The sequence below is a fragment of the Franconibacter sp. IITDAS19 genome (assembly GCF_023079515.1).
In the GTDB taxonomy this organism is placed as follows: Bacteria; Pseudomonadota; Gammaproteobacteria; order Enterobacterales; family Enterobacteriaceae; genus Franconibacter; species Franconibacter pulveris.
The window spans coordinates 594,049-611,468 of record NZ_JALJCP010000003.1 but is presented as its reverse complement, the minus strand read 5'-3'; the positions used below and the strand labels follow the sequence as shown (position 1 = coordinate 611,468).

General features: G+C 63.5%; 4 protein-coding genes. All 4 read right to left on the bottom strand.

Features of this window, described 5'->3' with window-relative positions:
* Positions 1-103: 103 nt before the first annotated feature.
* Positions 104-1,273: an HlyD family type I secretion periplasmic adaptor subunit gene (locus MT962_RS12605; RefSeq protein WP_247365759.1), complete on the bottom strand. Its 1,170-nt coding sequence runs from the start codon at positions 1,271-1,273 to the stop codon at positions 104-106.
* Positions 1,274-1,282: 9 nt separating this feature from the next.
* On the bottom strand, positions 1,283-3,418 hold the full coding sequence (locus MT962_RS12600) for a type I secretion system permease/ATPase (protein ID WP_028019800.1): 2,136 nt from the start codon (positions 3,416-3,418) through the stop codon (positions 1,283-1,285).
* 25 nt (positions 3,419-3,443) lie between these two features.
* Positions 3,444-4,742 (bottom strand): TolC family outer membrane protein, encoded by a 1,299-nt coding sequence (locus MT962_RS12595; protein ID WP_247365777.1) that lies wholly within the window; start codon positions 4,740-4,742, stop codon positions 3,444-3,446.
* Between the two features lie 149 nt (positions 4,743-4,891).
* Positions 4,892-17,311: an Ig-like domain-containing protein gene (locus MT962_RS12590; RefSeq protein ID WP_247365758.1), complete on the bottom strand. Its 12,420-nt coding sequence runs from the start codon at positions 17,309-17,311 to the stop codon at positions 4,892-4,894.
* Between the last annotated feature and the right edge of the window lie 109 nt (positions 17,312-17,420).

Genomic DNA, 17,420 nt, shown 5'->3' with positions numbered 1-17,420 from the left:
AGCGCTGGCAGAGCAAACCGGCCCTCTCGCCATAAGGCCCGCCACACCCCCGCCCCAACCGTAGGCGGTCCCACTCCCCTTTAGGAGAAGGGTGACGCAAAACTTACCGCTCCCGCAATGCTTCTTTCACTTTGTTCAGCGGTTTTATCAGGTAATCCAGCACGGTTTTCTGCCCGGTTTTGATATCCACATCCGCCACCATGCCGGGGAGGATCGGGAATGCCTTACCGTTGCGGTTGCGCAGCTCCGCGCTTTTAGTACGAATGTAAACCCGGTAGTAAAACTGGTCGCGCTTAACCTCATCCTGAATGGTGTCCGGCGATACCATCTCCACGGTGCCGTCCAGCGTGCCGTAAATAGAGGAGTCATAGGCCGACACCTTCACCGTTGCGGGCAGGCCCGGGCGAATGTAGGCAATATCCCGCGGGTTAATGCGCGTTTCGATAAGCAGCTTATCTTCCAGCGGCACGATCTCCATCAGCTTGCCGCCGGGCTGCAATACGCCGCCTACGGTCGTGACCTGAATATCTTTCACCACCCCGCGCACCGGGGAGAAAATTGTCGCCCGGGTTACCTGATCCTCTTTACCCGCCAGCACCTGGAGCTGCGCGTCAAGGTCGGCGTTGGTTTTCACCTGCTCCTCCCGCGCCCGCACCGCAAACTCGTTGCGGGCATCGTCCATCTTTCCTTTCAGCTCCGCCGCCTGGCGCTGCAGGCGGATCACCTCCACCTGGCTTGCCGCCCCTTTCGCCACCAGCGGCTGGGTCATGCGCAGTTCATCCATCACCAGGCCATAGGTTTTGTTCAGGTTAGCCAGCGTCTCGTTGAGATTGCGTCGGCGCGACTCGTAAAGCTGACGCTCACGCGCCACCAGTTCCGGCTCCTTCATCGACTCGGCGCTGAATTTCAGCGGCTCGCCGGTCAGCTCCGAGCGCAGCCGCTCGCTGGAAGCCCGCAGCGCCCGCACCCGCGCCGACGCTTCGCCAAAGTTCGACTGAAAGCGCGTCGGGTCAAGCCGCGCCAGCATCTGCCCGCGCTCGACGATATCGCCCTCATGCACCAGCAGTGCGTTGACGATGCCGCCGTCCAGGCTCTCGATAACCTGCGCGCGGCTCGACGGCGTCACCTTGCCGGAGCCCACCGTCACCTCGTCCAGCGTGGCGAACCACGCCCAGACGACGAAGAGCGCCAGCCCCAGCAGCGTCAGCCAGATAACGGAAGAGTAAAAGCGGCTCTGGCGCGCCAGCTCTTCCTGAATGGTCAGTTGGCTCATCGTTCCTCCTTACGCCACCGAGGCTACGTTGCTGTTGCGTTTTGCCTGGTTAAGAATGGCGTCGCGCGGGCCGTCAGCCACCACTTTGCCGTTCTCCACCACCACAATGCGGTCCACCAGCGAAAGCAGCGCCGGACGGTGCGTCACCAGCACCAGCGTGCGGCCCGTCAACCACTGATGAAGCTGGCGAATAACATACGCCTCCAGCTGTTCGTCCATCGAGGCCGTGGGTTCATCCAGCAGGACAATTTGCGGATTACGCACAATCAGGCGGCTTAGCAGCACCATCTGCCGCTGGCCGCCGGAAAGGCCGCGCCCGCCTTCGTTGATAAGCCTGTCGAGGCTGGCCGCGTCTTTCTGCACCATCGAGAGCGCACCGCTGATGCGCAGCGCCTGCAGCAGCTCGCTCTCCGTAGCGTTCGGGTGGCCGAGCATCAGGTTCTGACGCAGCGTGCCGAAAAAGAGCCGCGACTCTTGCGATAAAAAACCCACCTGGCGGCGCACGTCGGTGGGGTCGATATGCGCCAGATCGACGCCATCGATAATCACTTTGCCTTTGCTCGCCTGCGCCTGCCCGGAAAGCACTTTCAGCAGGGTTGATTTGCCAGCGCCGACTTTGCCGAGGATCGCCACCCGCTCGCCGGGTTTGATCTCAAGGTTTGGGATCCAGAGCGCCTGATCCCCCTTCTCTGCATCGTAGCTGTACTGCACATCCTGAAACTGATAGTGCCCGGCCAGCACCGGGCAGTGCGCCATTTTTCTTTGCGCATCGCGATCGAGCGGCTTTTTCAGCAGCTCGTTAAGCCCTTCCATCGCGGTTTTGGCGTGCTGCCAGCGAGAGAAAACCATGGTGAGCTGCATTAGCGGCGCAAGGGTGCGGGAAGAGAGCAGGCTGCAGGCCACCAGCGTACCGGTGGTTATCTGCCCGTCGAGCACCAGATAGCTGCCGAACACCAGCATCCCGGCGTAGGTTATCTGCTGCACCGTGGAGGCCCAGCCGCTCAGGCGAGCGCCCCAGACGCGCTGTTTCATGCCAATGTTCGCGCCCACGCTGTGGGTGTGCTCCCACTGGCGCTGAAAATAGGGCTCCGCCTGCAGCGCCTTGATGTCCTCCACCCCTTCGATAGACTCCACCAGCACCGCGTTGCGAATCGCGCTTTCGCGCATCCCCTCTTTGGCGAGCTTCGCCATCGGCCACTGCACCAGAATGCCGGGAATGACGATAAGCGGAATGGCGATAAGCGGAATCGCCACCAGCGGCCCGCCCACCAGCGCCATAATGCCGAGGAACAGCAGCACGAAAGGGATATCCATCGCCGCACCCACGGTGGTGGAGGTGAGCAACTCGCGCACCTGGTCTATCTCGCGAAGCTGCGAAATAAACGATCCGGTGGATTTTGGCCGCGCGTCGTTTTTAATCGCCAGCGCCCGGGCGAAAAAGAGCGAGGAGACGTTAAGGTCGATATGCTTGCCCATGATGTCGGAAACATGCGTGCGAGCGAGACGGATAAAAAACTCCAGCAGCGCCGCCAGCAGCACGCCGAAAAAGAGCACCCACAGCGTGGGGAAAGACTGCGCCGGAATAACGCGGTCATAAACCTGCATTGAGAAGAGAATGCCCGCCAGCGCCAGCACGTTGCCGATAACCGAAGCCAGCGAGATTTCCGCAAGCTTGCGCCCGGCATGGCGAAAGTGGCGCCAGAACCAGTGCGGCTCCCAGGGGCGGGCAAAGTCATCAATACGGGAATCGCGCCCGCGGGCGGCGATGCCGAGCAGCACGATTTCCGGCTTAATGCGCGTAAGCAGCGCCTCCAGCGGCTCCTCGCGCACCAGGTCGCCCCCTTCGCTCAACCAGTAGCTGGCGAGGCCGTCGGCGTCGATATCTTCAATCAGCATCAGCCCGCCCGCTTCCAGCTGGACTATCACGGGCAGGGTCTGGCTGTTCCAGCGCATATTATCAAGGTCGGTGAGTTTCACCTGCAGGCCCATCAGGCCCGCCAGCCGGTCAAGCCGCGAGGCCAGCGGCAGATTTTCAAACCAGCGCATCTGCTGGCGCGCCGCCGGGGCATCGGCGGGAAGGCCGAAACGGCCCGCCGCGCGCGCCATGGCGCGGGTCCAGCTTTCTGTATCCGGGGTCTGGGACATCAAAAACTCCTTGTGTAGCCAGCGCTCAGAGCGTCGGCAGGGTATCGCCGGTCATCCGGGTGCGTTCAATGCCGAGCATGTCGAGCAGGTTGTCCACGGCGCCGGCGTAGCGCACCGCCGCATCCCACGCATCGTAGCGGGCGGTAATCGACGAGGTGTCGGCCTGAAACACATCCTGTTCAATGCTCAGCAGGTCGTTAAGGCTGCGCTTGCTCAGACGATATTCGTCGCGATAAACGCCCCGCGCCCGTTCGGCGCTGTTAAGCTGCTGCTCGCCCGCCTGCTGGCGCTGCTGCGCGCCGGTGAGATCCGCCCAGGCGGTGGCGGCGCGCTGGTTAATGTCGAGCTTGCTCGCCTCCACGTCGGCGCGGGCGCTGGCGCGGTCACCTTCGGCGGCGTCGACGCGGGCGCTGACCGCCCCGCCCTGATAAATGGGCGCATCCAACACCAGCTGCACTTCGTCGTCCCAGTAGTCGCCGTTGTCGTTCTGGTAACGGGTGCGTCCCGCCTGCACGGAGACCGTCGGCCAGTGCTGGGCCTGCGCCTGACGAATGCGCTGCTCGGCGGCGAGCTGTTTCGCCTGGGCGGCGCGCACCGCGTTGTTCTGCTCGTATGGAAGGGATTTCAGCGAAATGTTCTGGCGCATGAGATCTTCCGGCAGGTCCGGCAGATTGTCGGAGACCACGCCAGTCAGCACGCTCAGCGCCGCCTGTGCGGAGCGGGTCTGCGCGCGGTATTGCTCAAGGCTTGCGTTCATGCCGGCGATGCGGGTTTGCGCCTGCAACACGTCCGACTGGGTGCTTAAGCCCGCCTCCGAGCGCAGGTTCGCCATCTCCTGCACGCTCTGAAGCGAATCAAGGTTGCGCTGCGCCGCCTGCGCCAGCGCCTGATAGCGTTTTACCTGTAAATAGGCCTGCAGGGTTTGCATGCCGACCTGGTTGAGGGTGTCGTAAAGGCCGTAGCGGTAAGCTTCGGTGAGGTTTTCCTGCTCATCGATGCTGCCGCCGGTTTTGCCAAAATCGTAGAGAAGCTGTTTGAGGTTAACGCCGCCCGCCGCGTTGCTGTTGAGCGAGCCTGCCGAGTCGGTGCGATGGCTGCGCCCGACGTTTCCCTGCAAAGAGATTTGTGGAAACCAGGCGCTTTCGGCTTCTTCAAGGTTGGCCTTGCCAACGCGGATTTGCGCCGCCGCCTGGGCGATTTTCGGGTTGCGGGCGAAGGCGCGCAGTATCGCCTCCTTTATAGATAGCTGCGCCTGGAGCTGTTCGCCTGGCGCTGTCTGCCACTGAAACGCCTCCTCTCCATAAACGTTCAGGTTTACTCCCATCAGGGCCGCCGCAAGGCACACGGAAAGCCCCAGCCGCCTGTGGCGCGCTTCGGTTTGCTTCATGGTTCCACCTTAGTTATGCCCGCCTGGGCGTCGTGGTGATATTGTTAAAATAAAGATGAAGGCCTCCTCCCTGAGGCCCTGTTGCATTACACGTGATTAACGTGGATCCCTTGCTGGATAAGCACATCGCCAAGCGTCGTGGTCTGCGAGCTGTTGTGGTAAACGTCGAACTGCACGCCGTCCACTTCCCGCTGCCCGCTCACCTCCCAGACATCCCCGGCGCCGTTGATCAGGTTCACCTGATCGCCCGCGCTGCCTTTCACCACCAGATCGTCTTCCGGCTTGTCGGTAACCGTAAGCGCCTGATGCACATCCAGCGTCAGGCCGTTGGTGCCCGATTTGCCAAGGTCGACTATCTCAACGTGCTGCACTTTGCCCGCCAGTTCCGTCAGGTTGAGCAGCAGGTTGACGCCATCCAGCACCAGGGTATCGGTGCCCGCGCCGCCGTCTATCTGGGTAAAGCCCAGCGAGGCGAGGTGGATGGTGTCGTTGCCCGCGCTGCCCTGCACAGTCTCGCCGCTTACCGACGTGCCGTCCGCAAGGTCGATGCTGAGGCCGCCGATGGTGTAAGCGCCGTCCGCCTCCGTTGTGGCGACCGTCGCGCTTTCCGTCGTCACCGCAGCGCTTTGCACGTCATCGCGCACCGCACTGGCGCTGGCAAGCAGGTTCTCGTTTCCGGTCTGCTGGCTGTCGTCGCCCGCCAGGCTGCTGTTTTCATCGCTCGCGCTAAGCAGTGAGAAGGCGGCCGCGTCCGACTCTGCCGAGAGCGTGCTTACGCCCGCAGGCGGCGTAGTGGAGATGATGTTGCCGCCAAGCCCGACATTCAGGTAGCCGGTGTTGCCCGCCACGTCCGTGGCGTAGATGTTCAGTACGCTGGAGAGCGACAGCAGTTGCAGGATGTTCAGCCCAAGCCCCAGTGTGGTGCTCCAGTTGCCGTTAGCATCGGTGATAGCCGTGGTGTTGACCGTGCCGTTGAGCAGCGACAGATGCACCACCGAGCCCTGCGCGAGGTTGGTGGAGCCGCCGCGCAGCGTCAGTCCATTGGTCAGCAGCGAAACCAGGTTCAGCGAAGAAAGCGGGTTAAAGGTCAGCGTCGGGGTGGTCAGTTTCACCGTCACGTCGGAGCTGGTGGTATTGGTGTTGCCCACTTTATCGGTGACCGTCACACCCACTTTCAGCGCGCCGTTGGTCAGCCCCTGAAGCACTGAACTGGCCACCGGCAGCGACCAGGTGCCGTCGCTGTTTACGGTCGCGTTGTAGTTAGCGCCGCCAAGGTTCACTACCACGGAAGCGCCGTCCGCCGCGCCGCTGATTTTCCCGCTCAGTACCTGGCCTGAGGTCGCTTCGCTGACGTTCAGGTATTTGTCGTTACCAAACAGCGAGGTCAGCGAAATCGACGGCAGCGAGTGGGTAATCACGTTCAGCAGCCCGCTGGTCGTGGAGCTGTTGCCCGCCGGGTTCACCACCGACGCGTTGACCGTCAGCGTGCCGTCGAGCAGGCCGCTGAGGTCCGTTTTCGGCACAGTAACCTGCCAGTTGCCGTCGCTGCCCACCGTGGCGGTGTAGTTCTTGCCGCCAAGCGAGACGTTCACCAGCGAGCCGACTGCGTTGGTGCTGGTGCCGGTGATCACCTGCGCGTTGAGAATATCGCTGGCGTTCAGCCCGTTATCGCCAAACAGCGACGTGATAGCGAGCGTCGGCAGCGCGCCGATATTCACGCTCACCCCGCCGGTGGCCCTTGCCGGGTTGCCCGCCGGGTCAACCGCCGTTACCGAGACGTTCAGCAGACCATCGGTCAGCGTCTGGAGCAGGCTGGCGCCGACCGGCACGCGCCAGGTGCCGTCCACCGCCACCGTCGTGGTGAGGTTTAACGGCCCCAGCGCCACGTTGATTTGCGTTCCCGCCGCGAGGTTAGTGGCGGTACCGCTCAGCACCTGCGGATTCAGCAGATCGGCAAGGCTCAGGTTGTTGTCGCCAAACACCGGGTTGAGCGCGATTTGCGGCAGGTTCTGAATAATGGCGTTCACCACCTGCGTGCCGCTGCTCGCCACGTTGCCGACTGCGTCGACCGCCTGCGCCGTGACGGTCACTGCGCCGTTAGTCAGGTTCTGCAACAGCGAGGCAGGCACGGCGACCGACCAGACGCCATTCACCACCGGCGCCAGCAGTTCAGTGCCGTTGACCAGCACCTGTACCGTGCCGCTGGCAAGGTTCGTTGTCCCGCTGATAACCTGCCCCGCCGCGGCTTCCGCCGCGTTCAGGAAGCCATCTGCGCCGCCCAGCAGCGAAGTGATAGCCACCGTCGGCAGCGTGCCGATGCCGATATTCACCAGCGGGCCTTCCGTGGTCGAGCTGTTGCCTTCCGGCGTAGTGATGGTGATAAGACTTGCGAGGCTGCCGTCCGTCAGGTTGGCCAGTTGCGACGGCGAAACCTGAATCGAGAAGAGCCCATTGCTGCCTACCGTCCCGTTGAAGGTCTGGTTGCCTATCTGCACTGCGACAAGCGAGCCTGCCGCCGCCTGGCCCACGGAGCCGGTGATGGTCTGGCTGACCAGCGCGTCGGCGGCGTTGAGCAGGTTGTCAGTAAAGACCGAGACGGTGTTCAGCACCGGTTCAATCAGGCTGAGCGTCAGGCTGGTGCCCGCTGTTGCCCCGTTGCCATAGGCGTCCGCCGCCGTCACGCTCACCGCCACGTTGCCGCTGCCCAGCGCCTGGAGCGCATTCTGCACCGCCGCCGGGAGGTTAGCGGACCAGGCGCCGTCCGGCCCGACCACCACATTGATCGCCTCGGTGTCACCGATGCGCACGGTCAGGCTCTGACCGTTCAGGCCGGTAGAAGTACCGCTAATCACGCCATTCAATAGCTCCGGCACGCTGAGCACGCCGTTGCCAAACAGCGGGGCGAGCGCGATCGTCGGCGCCACGTTGGCAAGCGTGAAGCTCGCGCCGGTATTCAGCACGTTGCCCGCCGTATCCGTCACCTGCACCTGCAACGCGGTGTCGCCCGCCGGCAGCGCGTTTAGCAGCGTCGTCGGCAGCGTAGCGGTCCAGGCGCCGGTCGCCGCGTCCACCACCGCATTCAGCGTCTGGCCCGCGACGTGAACCACCACCGACGTCACGTCAGCCGCATTGCTGAGCGTGCCGCTTATCACCTGGCCCGTGCCGCTGGCGAGGTCGTTGATATTAATAATGTTATCGAGGCCGACCAGCACACTGCCCACCACCGGCAGGTCGCTCAGCGCCAGGTTGAAGTCGACAATCTCATTTCTGGTATTGCCGAAAGCATCCGTTACGCCGATGTTCAGTTGCAGCGTCTGGTCAATCAGCCCCTGCCAGAGGCTCGGCGGCAGGTCGATGGTGAAAGAGCCGTCCCCGGCCAGTACCGGCGCGAGCGGAATATTCACGTCAGTGCCGATAATGGACGCGGTAACCGTCGCGCCGCGATAGTCGCCATCCACCCGGCCCGTCAGCACCTGAGTCACCAGCGACTCGGCCACGTTCAGAATGCCGTCGCCGCCGAACAGATCGTCGACCAGCACGCCCAGCCCCTGGTTGAGCGCCACGTTAAGCGCCACCCGGTTGGTGGAGGTGTTGCCCGCCGCATCGGTGGAGGAGATTTGAATGACCTGCGCGCCGTCGGTCAGCGTCGTGAGATCGAGCTGCGGGAAGGTGTAGGTCCAGTTGCCGAACTCATCCACGGTCGCGGTGGTGGAGAGCGGTCCGAGGACGATGTTGACCGTCTCGCCCGGCTCGCCCGTACCAGAGAGCAGCAGGCCGCCCGCGGCGTTCACCGTGTTCAGCACCGCCGGAACGCCAAGCGCATCCACCGTCAGCAGCGGCGCGTCCACATCCACCGTCAGCGGACGCTCCGCCGTTGATACGTTGCCTGCGGCATCGGTTACGGTTGCCGTCACCACGTAATTGCCGCTTGCCAGCGCGTCCACCGCGCTCTGCGGCACCGTCGCACTCCAGGTGCCGTCGCCGTTCACCGTGGTGTAGTAGTTCACGCCGTTAAGGTTGACGGTAACCAGACGGCCCGCTTCAGCCGCGTTCACCTGACCGCTTATCACCAGCGGCTCGCCGGTTTCTGCGGGAGTGAGGAGATCGTCCCCCGCCACCACGTTGATGCCTAACCCCTGCGGCGCGGTAACATCGACGGTGACGGCGGTCGTACCGGTAATTTCCGCCTCAGAAGGATCGATGCCCGTCGCGGTCAGGGTGTAAGCGCCCTCCGTCGGGAAACTGCTGGCTGCTACGTCGATAGCCCAGGTGCCGTCGGCGTTAACCGTGACGTTGTCCAGCAGTGCGCCGTTCAGCGATACCGCCAGCGTCCCTCCTTCAAAGCCGGTGCTTCTGCCGGTAACCGTAATAATCCCGGCGCCAAGTTCGCCTGCGTTAATGAAGCCGTCGCCGGTGATGGGGTCGATGCTCACGCTGAAATCAGGACGCACAGGATCATAGGTGACGGCGACCGGCGCGCTGGCGGCCGGGTTGCCCGCCGCGTCCGTAACGGTCGCGACCAGCGAACCGCTTTCCGGGCTGTTAAGCAGCGTGGCGAGCTGCGCCGGGGTCAGCGCCACCGCCCAGGTTCCGCCCGGCTGCACCGTGGTGGTAAAGGTCTGGCCGGAGAGCGTCACCGTTACCGTCTGGCCCACATCCACACTCGTGGTGGAGCCGGTAATGGTCTGCCCCTGCTGGCTTTCCACCCAGTCCAGCTCGCCGTCGCCAAACGGCGCGTTGACCGTAATGGCAGGCTCAGCCAGGGCGACGGTGACAGGCGTAATGCTCACGCCGGTATTAGCCGCCGCATCGGTTATGTTGACGGTAATGTTCTGCGGGCCGTTCGGGATACCGTCCAGCGCGCCAGGCGCAAGCGTTACGCTCCAGGTGCCATTGACGACGGTTGCCGGGAAATCCCGCCCGCCAATGGTGACGGTGATAACCGGCGTTTGCGTATTGACTGGCGTGGTGTAAGCCCCGGTAAGCGTCAGCGCGCTGTCCACTTCGGCAATGTTGAGATAGCCGTCCGCCAGCGCTGGCGTCAGCGCCGGGTCCAGCGTCACGGTCGGCGGCGTAAAGGCCACCAGGAACGACGGCGTGGGCTCAAGGGTGGTGCTGTTGCCGTACTGATCCTGCGCCGTCACAATCACTGGCACCTGCGCGCCGTTCTCAAGGCCCTGCAGCGAACCGGCAGGCAGCGGCACGCGCCAGGCGCCGCTGGCGTCCACGCTCGCCACATAGGTTGTGCCGTTAACGTTCAGGGTGACAGTCACGTACTGGTTTGGCCCTGTTACGCCCGTCGTTCCGCTAATGACCGTGTCGCTCGCCGCTTCCGCGATGTTAAGGATATTGTCGCCGCCAAAGAGCGGGTCAATGGTCGGCGTCGGCAGCGTGGTTTCAACGGCGAAGGTGACGGGCTCAGCGGTGTCGCTGTTACCTGCCGCATCCTGCGCCGTCACGGTAATGGTCGGTGTGGTGCCGGAAGGCAGAGACGCCAGCACTTCAGAGGGTATGGTGACGGCCCAGTCGCCGTTAGCCCCGGCCTGCGCGGTGCCCGTCCAGGTAATCGCATTCACCGTGAGCGTGACGGTGACAGTCTGCCCGGCGCCTGTCGCCCCGGTATTGCCGGTAATAGTTTGCCCCGCCGCCGCACTGGCTTCCGCGTTAGTCAGCACCTGGTCGCCAAACACCGGGTTAACGGTGACATCCGGCACGTTGTTGATTACGGCAGTAAAGCTCTCCGGCAGGCTGACGCTGTTGCCTGCGGCGTCGGTCACTACAATATTCAGCGGAATTTCGCCGTCCGGCAGTGCCGCAAGCTGCGCCGCCGGAATAGTGACGCTCCAGATGCCGTCGCCATTTGAGGTGGCGGTAACCGGCGCGCCGTTGTTGAGCGTCGCCGTCACGGTCAGCGGACGGTTCGGGTCCGTCACGCCGGTATTGATGGTAAAGGTATAGTCGCCCGTCGCTTCCGCCACGGTCAGCACATCGTCGCCAAAGAGCGGCGCCGTCAGCGCAGGCTGCGGCAGCGCGGTTACGAAGCTGGTAAAGCCCTGCGGCTCGCTGGTGTCGGTGTTGCCTGCGCGGTCGGTGACGGTCACGGTCAGCGAATGGTCGCCGTCGGCAAGCGCCGCCAGCACCTCTGGCGTCAGCGCCACTGACCAGAAGCCGGTATTGTCGACCGTGCCGACAATCGGCGCGCCGCCGTCAATGGAAACCGACACCGTCTGCCCCGGCCCGGCAAGGCCGGTCAAGCCGGTCAGCGTCTGGCCTGTCCCCGCTTCGGCGGCGTTCAGGAAATCATCCGTAAAGAGCGTTTCCGGCAGCGTGGCCGTCGGCGTTTCCAGCACCAGTTCCAGCGTCACGCTGCTGGTGGCCGGGTTAGCGTAGGCGTCAGCGGCGGAGACCGTCGCGGTAAACTGCCCGCTGCCAAGCGCCGAAAGCAGCGCGCTGCCGTCCGCGCCCACGTTCACGCTCCAGGTATTCCCGGCGGTCACCGCTCCGGTATAGGTCTGGCCGCCGATAGTCAGCGTGACGGCGGTCCCTACCGCCAGGCCGGTCGAGGTGCCCGTAATCAGGAAGACATCGGACGCTTCAGGGGTGTTAACCACGTTGTCGCCGGAAATGGGGTTAAAGGTCAGCGTCGGCAGCACATCGTTGCCTACATTCACCGTTATCGGCGACGTGCTGACGTTGCCCTGGGCATCCGTCGCCTGCACGGTTAATACCACGCCGTCGCCTGATAGCGCCTGCAACTGCGCCGCCGGGATGACCAGCGTCCAGTTGCCCTCTTCGTTCGCCACAACCGCAGTGGTAATCGGCTGGCCGTCCACCAGCAGCACGACGTTCGCGCCCGGCGCGGTGGTGCCGGTCAGCAGTTGATCCACCGCCGATTCGGCCACGTTCAGCAGGCCATCGTCAAAGACGTTGCCCGGGGTGATAGCGATAGCCGGGCCGCTGAAATCGGCCAGCACATCCTGGGTTGTCACCGCCGGATTCTGCGCCGCGTCAGTGGCCGTGACGGTGATGGTGTAGGTTACGCCGTCGGTAAGCCCCGCCAGCGCAGAGGCGGGAATGAGCACGCTCCACAGCCCGTTTGCGTCGGTAGTGGTGTTATAGGTAACGTCGTTGAAGGTGACGGTAACCGGCGTACCGGCCGCGAGGTTCTGCGAGGTGCCAGTGAGGGTGAGATCCGCGCCGCGCTCGGCGGCGTTGATCACATCGTCCTGCGCGACAACATCCACCGTCAGTTGCGGCAGCGATCCTGGCTGCGCTACGACGTTCACCGGACGATCGACGGTGATCGGGTTGCCGGCAAGGTCGGTCACCGTCACGCTTATCGGCAGCGAACCGTCAGGAATGCCGGTGGTGGCGGAGGCCGGAATTTCTACGCTCCACGCCCCGCCTTCCTGCACCGCGCCTTCGTAGGTCTGGCCGTTGATCGTAACGCGAACGATCTGCCCGGCTTCCACCCGCTCGGTGGTGCCGGTAAGGGTGAAGGCCACGCCCACTTCAGCGGCGTTCAGGAAATCGTCGCCAGTGACAGGGTCGATTTGCAGCACAGGGGCGTTCAGCGGCGAAGCGTCGAGCGTAAAGCTGACGGTCTCGGTCGTGCTGTTGCCGGCGAAATCGGTGACCGTCGCGGTCACCGCGACCGGCCCGTCAATCGCCCCGCTCAGCGCGCCCGCAGGCAGCGTGACGCTCCAGGTGTTGTCGCTCAGCACCAGCCCGGTATAGGTCTGGCCGTTGACCTGCACGACCACCTGCTGCGGGTTCGCCGGGTCATAGGTCGCCGTGCCGGTGATTTGCAGCGGCTGCGTCACTTCAATGCCGTTAACGATGTTGTCATCGGTCAGGTCGTTGATGGTGAGCGCCGGCGCGGTTTTATCGACCACCAGCGAACTTTGCAGCACGTTCTGGTTGCCTGCGACGTCGGTCGCGGTGATGGTCAGCGGCAGCGTGCCGTCGCCGAGTGCCTGAAGCACTTGCGGCGCAAGCGTCAGCGACCAGTTGCCGCTGGCGTCCACCGTCGCCGGGTATTCTGTCTGACCGATAAGCACAGTGACCGTCTGGCCTGCCCCTGTCACGCCGGTAGAGCCGCCAAGCGTACCGCCTGCGTTCGCTTCCGCAGCGCTCAGCACCCCATCGGTAAACGGCGTGTTCAACGTGACAACCGGCAGCGCGGTGGTGATCAGCGTGAAATCATGGGTGGTGGAGACCGCATTGCCTGCCGCATCCACGGTTGACGCGCTGAGGGTGATGGTGCCGTCGCTGATAAGCGCGGCGTCCGTCTGCGGCACGATAACGCTCCAGGCGCCGCCCTCCTGTACCGTGGCGGTGTACTGTTTGCCGTTCAGCGTGACGATAATCTGGCTTTGCGGCTCAACGTTTACCGTCACGCCGCTGATAGTCAGGCCGCTGGCGATATCGCCAAGCCCTACGCTGTCGTCGCCGGTCAGCGGTGTGACAACGATAGCGCTGAGATCGGTGTTGACGGTGAAATCACGGCTGTCGGTTGCCGGGTTGCCCGCCGCGTCGGTAACGGAAGCGGCCAGCGTATAGCTGCCATTATTAAGCCCCGCCAGCGCGCTCGCCGGAACAGTGACCGCCCAGTTGCCGTCGGCGTCGACCACGCCGCTCCAGGACAGCAGCGGCCCAAGCGTGACGGTAACCTGCTGGCCCGCCTGTACGTTAAGCGTGGTGCCGGTCAGCGTCACGCCCGCGTCGCGCTCAGCGGCGTCGATGATATTGTTGTTGGTCACCGGGTTAATGGTAAGGAGCGGCGGACGAGTCGCATCCGCCGCCACGCTGATGGTATGCGTGGTGGTGGCGCTGTTGCCTGCGGCGTCGCTCGCGGTCACGTTAAAGACCGCCTGACCGTTCGGCAGCGACTGCAACACTTCCGCTGGCACCGTCACTGTCCATTCACCGCCTGCGCCCGTCACCGTTCCGTTCAGGGTTGCGCCGTTAATAGTCACCACCACAGGCGAACCGACTTCTGCCCCTGCCGCAACGCCTGTCAGCGTCTGCTCAACCCCCGCTTCGGCGATGTTCAGGAAATCGTCACCGGCAAACGCGCTGACGCTAACCTGCGGCGGCGTAACGTCAACGGTGAACTGGGTATCCAGCGTATCGGCGTTGCCTGCCGCATCGGTGACGGAAACCAGCACCGGCACCGGCGACTGCGCTTCGGTCAGGCCGCTCAGCGCGCCCGATGGCACCGTTACGCTCCAGTTGCCTTCGCTGTCTACCGTGCCCTGGTAAACCTGGCCGCCCAGCGTGACGCTCACGCTCTGCCCTGCCCCCGCGTTGCCGGTTGTGCCGGTGATGACCTGATCCTGTCCGGCTTCGCCAGCGCTAAGCACGCCGTCGCCGAAGAGCGGCGCTGAAGTCGCCTCCGGCAGGTTGTTGATTAAGACATTCAGGGTGTGGAGATCGGTAACCGTGCCGTCCGGGAGCTGCGCCGTCGCCTGCACGGTATAAGCGCCATCGGTGGTGATAGCCAGCAGGGCTGCGGACGGGATTTCCGTCTGCCAGTTGCCACTGGCGTCAACGGTCGCGTTATAGGTGGCGTTATTGAAAGTCACCGTCACCGCGGTGCCGACCGGCAGGCCGGCGCTGGTGCCCTGGATAATCAGCGGCGAACCCGCCTCTACGCGGTTCAGATAATCATCGGCAGAGATAATGCTGATCGCCACCGCGTCGGTGGTGGTGTCTACCGTCACCGGATAAGGAATGGTGACAGACTGGTTGAAGGTGTCGGTCACGCTCACCTGGAGCGTGTTCACCCCTTCGCTCAGCGCCTGCAAGACGGTCACCGGCACGTCAACGCGCCAGTTGTTGCTGGCGTCTACCGTTACGCTCTGCAACCAGCCGCCGAAAGAGACGGTAACGGTGCTGCCTGGCGCCGCGTCGGTTACGCTGCCGGTCAGGGTTTGCGCGGTTTTGATCTCTGCGCCATCCAGCACGTTGTCGTCGGTGAGCGGGTTAACGTTAACGACCGGCTGCGTGGCTTTCACGCTAATGGTCTGGGTGACGGCGGTCACGTTGCCCGCGGCATCGCTGATGCTCGCCACCAGCGGATAGTCGCCGGTGCCAAGCACGACCAGCGCCTCTGCGGGCAGGTCAATCTGCCAGCGGCCATCGTCGCCCACAACCGCAGTGTAGGTCTGGTTGTTGAGCGTCACTGTCACCGTCTGGCCCGGCTCGGTGCTGATGCCGCTCAGGGTCTGGGTGGTGGTCAACTCCTCGGCGTTCAGCTTGCCGTCGCTGGTCAGCGGCAGCACGCTCAGCAGCGGCGGCGTGGTGTCCAGCGTGGCGGTAACCGTCGTGTTGCCGATGTTGCCTGCGCTATCCGTGACGACCACTGTCACCGGCACCTCGCCCTGCGGCAGGGTTTGCAGCTGGCTTGCGGGTACGATAATCGTCCAGTTGCCTTCGTTATCCACCGGCGCGGTGTAATTCTGGCCGCCTACCTGCACCGCTACGCTCTGGCCGCTGCCGGTCACGCCGGTGTTGCCGCTGATGGTCTGATCCTGCTGGATTTCACCCGCGCTCAGCAGCCCGTCGCCAAACGGCGTGTTCACCACCGGCTGCGGCAGATGGTTGATGGCGACATTCAGCGTGCGCACATCCTGGGCGCTCTGGTCATTCAGCACCACGGTTGCCGTAATATCGCGCGGGCCGTCCTGCAACAGCGCCAGATCCTCCGGCGGAATGGTGGCGCTCCAGTTGCCTGCGTTATCGACCACCGCGTTATACACTTTGCCGTTCAGGCTCACCTGCACGACAACGCCCGGACCGCTTACGGTGGTTAGACCGCGCACTTCCAGCGGCTGGGTCGACTCCGCCGCGTTGAGGTTGTCGTCCGTTGAGAGAATGGCGATGGCGATGCCCGTCTGGGCGCGGTCGATGGTGATGCTGGAGGTGATATCCACGGTGGTGTTATTGGGCAGCAGCGCGGTGGCGGTCAGCGTGACAGTGCCATCCTGCAGCGCCTGGAAATCCGCCGCCGGAATAATGGCGCTCCAGCTGCCGTCGCCCAGCACACGGGCGTAGTAAACCCGCGCGCCCAGCGTCAGGGTAATCAGCGATTCCACCGGAATATTCTGCGTGTCGCCAGTGACGATTTGCGAGAGTTGCAGATCGGCATTGTTCAGCGCGTTGTCGCCGCCCACCGGGTCAATGGTGACGACCGGTACGGTGAAGTTAACCGTGAAGGATTGCTCTGCGGTGGTGGTGTTGCCCGCCGCATCGGTAAGGCTGACGCCAAGCGTGTACTGCTGGCCTTCGGTCAGGCCCTGAAGCGCGGCGGCAGGAATCGTAGTCTGCCAGCTGCCGTCGGCGTTGACTACCGCGGTGTAGGTTTGATCGTTTAGCGTCAGCGTAACGGTTTGCCCGGCGTCCTGCGCCGAGGTGTAGCCGCGCACCAGCTTATCGCTGGCGGCCTGGCTGGCATCCAGCACGCCCGCTGGCGTGAAATCGGTCAGCTCCAGCGTCGGCGCGGTGGCGTCCACCGTCAGGTCGATGGTCTGGGTGGTCGGCAAGCCGTTAGCGTCTACCAGCGTGACCGTGAGAGGGTTGCTGCCATCGGCCAATGCCTGCAACGCCGCGGCGGGCAGGGTTGCGCTCCAGGTGCCGTCGCTGTTGACCACGGCGCTGTAAGTCACGCCGCCGAGCGTGATGACCACCGTCAGACCGGCGTTATCCGCCTCGGTACGGCCCGAAACGACGATATCCTGCGTGCGTTCCTGAGCGTTGATGATGTTATCGTCAGTAATCGGGTTAACGATAAGCGTTGAAGGAAGCGGCGGATCGTCTGTCGGCAGCGGGTTTTCGGTACCGCCGTTGCCGCCGTTGCCGCCGTTGCCGTTGTCGCCGCCGCCGGTGCCGTCGCCATTTCCGCTGTCGCCGCCTGTCCCGCCGTTATCACCGCCGCCAGTTCCATTGTCGCCGCCAGTCCCGCCGTTATTGCCGCCGCCAGTTCCATTGTCGCCGCCGCCCGTGTTGTTATCGTTGTCGCCGCCACCGCCACCGCTACCTCCTGCGGCAATCGCGATGCCCGCAATCCCCGCCACGGCGGCCACGCCGCCCAGCACCGCAGCGGTAGAGACGCCTTCTGAGCCAATCAGCGCCTCCGTTGTGGTATCTGCGAACGTGGGAACAATAGCCTCGGCAGTCGCCGGGCCCGCATCGGTTGCGAAAGGAAACAGCGCGTGATGCACGCCCTGCTCATCCTGGAAGACAAGTTCGCTGTGCAAGCCTTCCGCATCCAGGCGGAAAAAGTTTTGATATCGAACGGTAGTGCCATCCCGCATATGGACAATCAGGTCGTTGCCTTGCCGCTCATAAGAATTAACGGACTCCGGCGAGGCATTAATTCTTACTACGCTGGTCTGGGTTAAATTTACAATTCGGTCAGCGCTTTGGGAATAATGAATGACCACATCCCCTGTTTGCTGGTTAAGGACATCTACGGTGCCGGGAAGGCTATTTTGCACGGCCATTACTTATTTCCTCTCGCTGTAAAAACATTACTGCGCGCGACTATGACGCGAAAAAATCACGTCAGCGAACCTGCGGTACCTCTTAAGAGGCACTACACATACGGGTCAT

Bases quoted from the DNA above. Each gene is read 5' to 3' on its own strand.
- MT962_RS12605 (WP_247365759.1), bottom strand. From the start codon at position 1,273: ATGAGCCAACTGACCATTCAGGAAGAGCTGGCGCGCCAGAGCCGCTTT.
- MT962_RS12595 (WP_247365777.1), bottom strand. From the start codon at position 4,742: ATGGGAGTAAACCTGAACGTTTATGGAGAGGAGGCGTTTCAGTGGCAG.
- MT962_RS12590 (WP_247365758.1), bottom strand. From the start codon at position 17,311: ATGGCCGTGCAAAATAGCCTTCCCGGCACCGTAGATGTCCTTAACCAG.
- MT962_RS12600 (WP_028019800.1), bottom strand. From the start codon at position 3,418: ATGTCCCAGACCCCGGATACAGAAAGCTGGACCCGCGCCATGGCGCGC.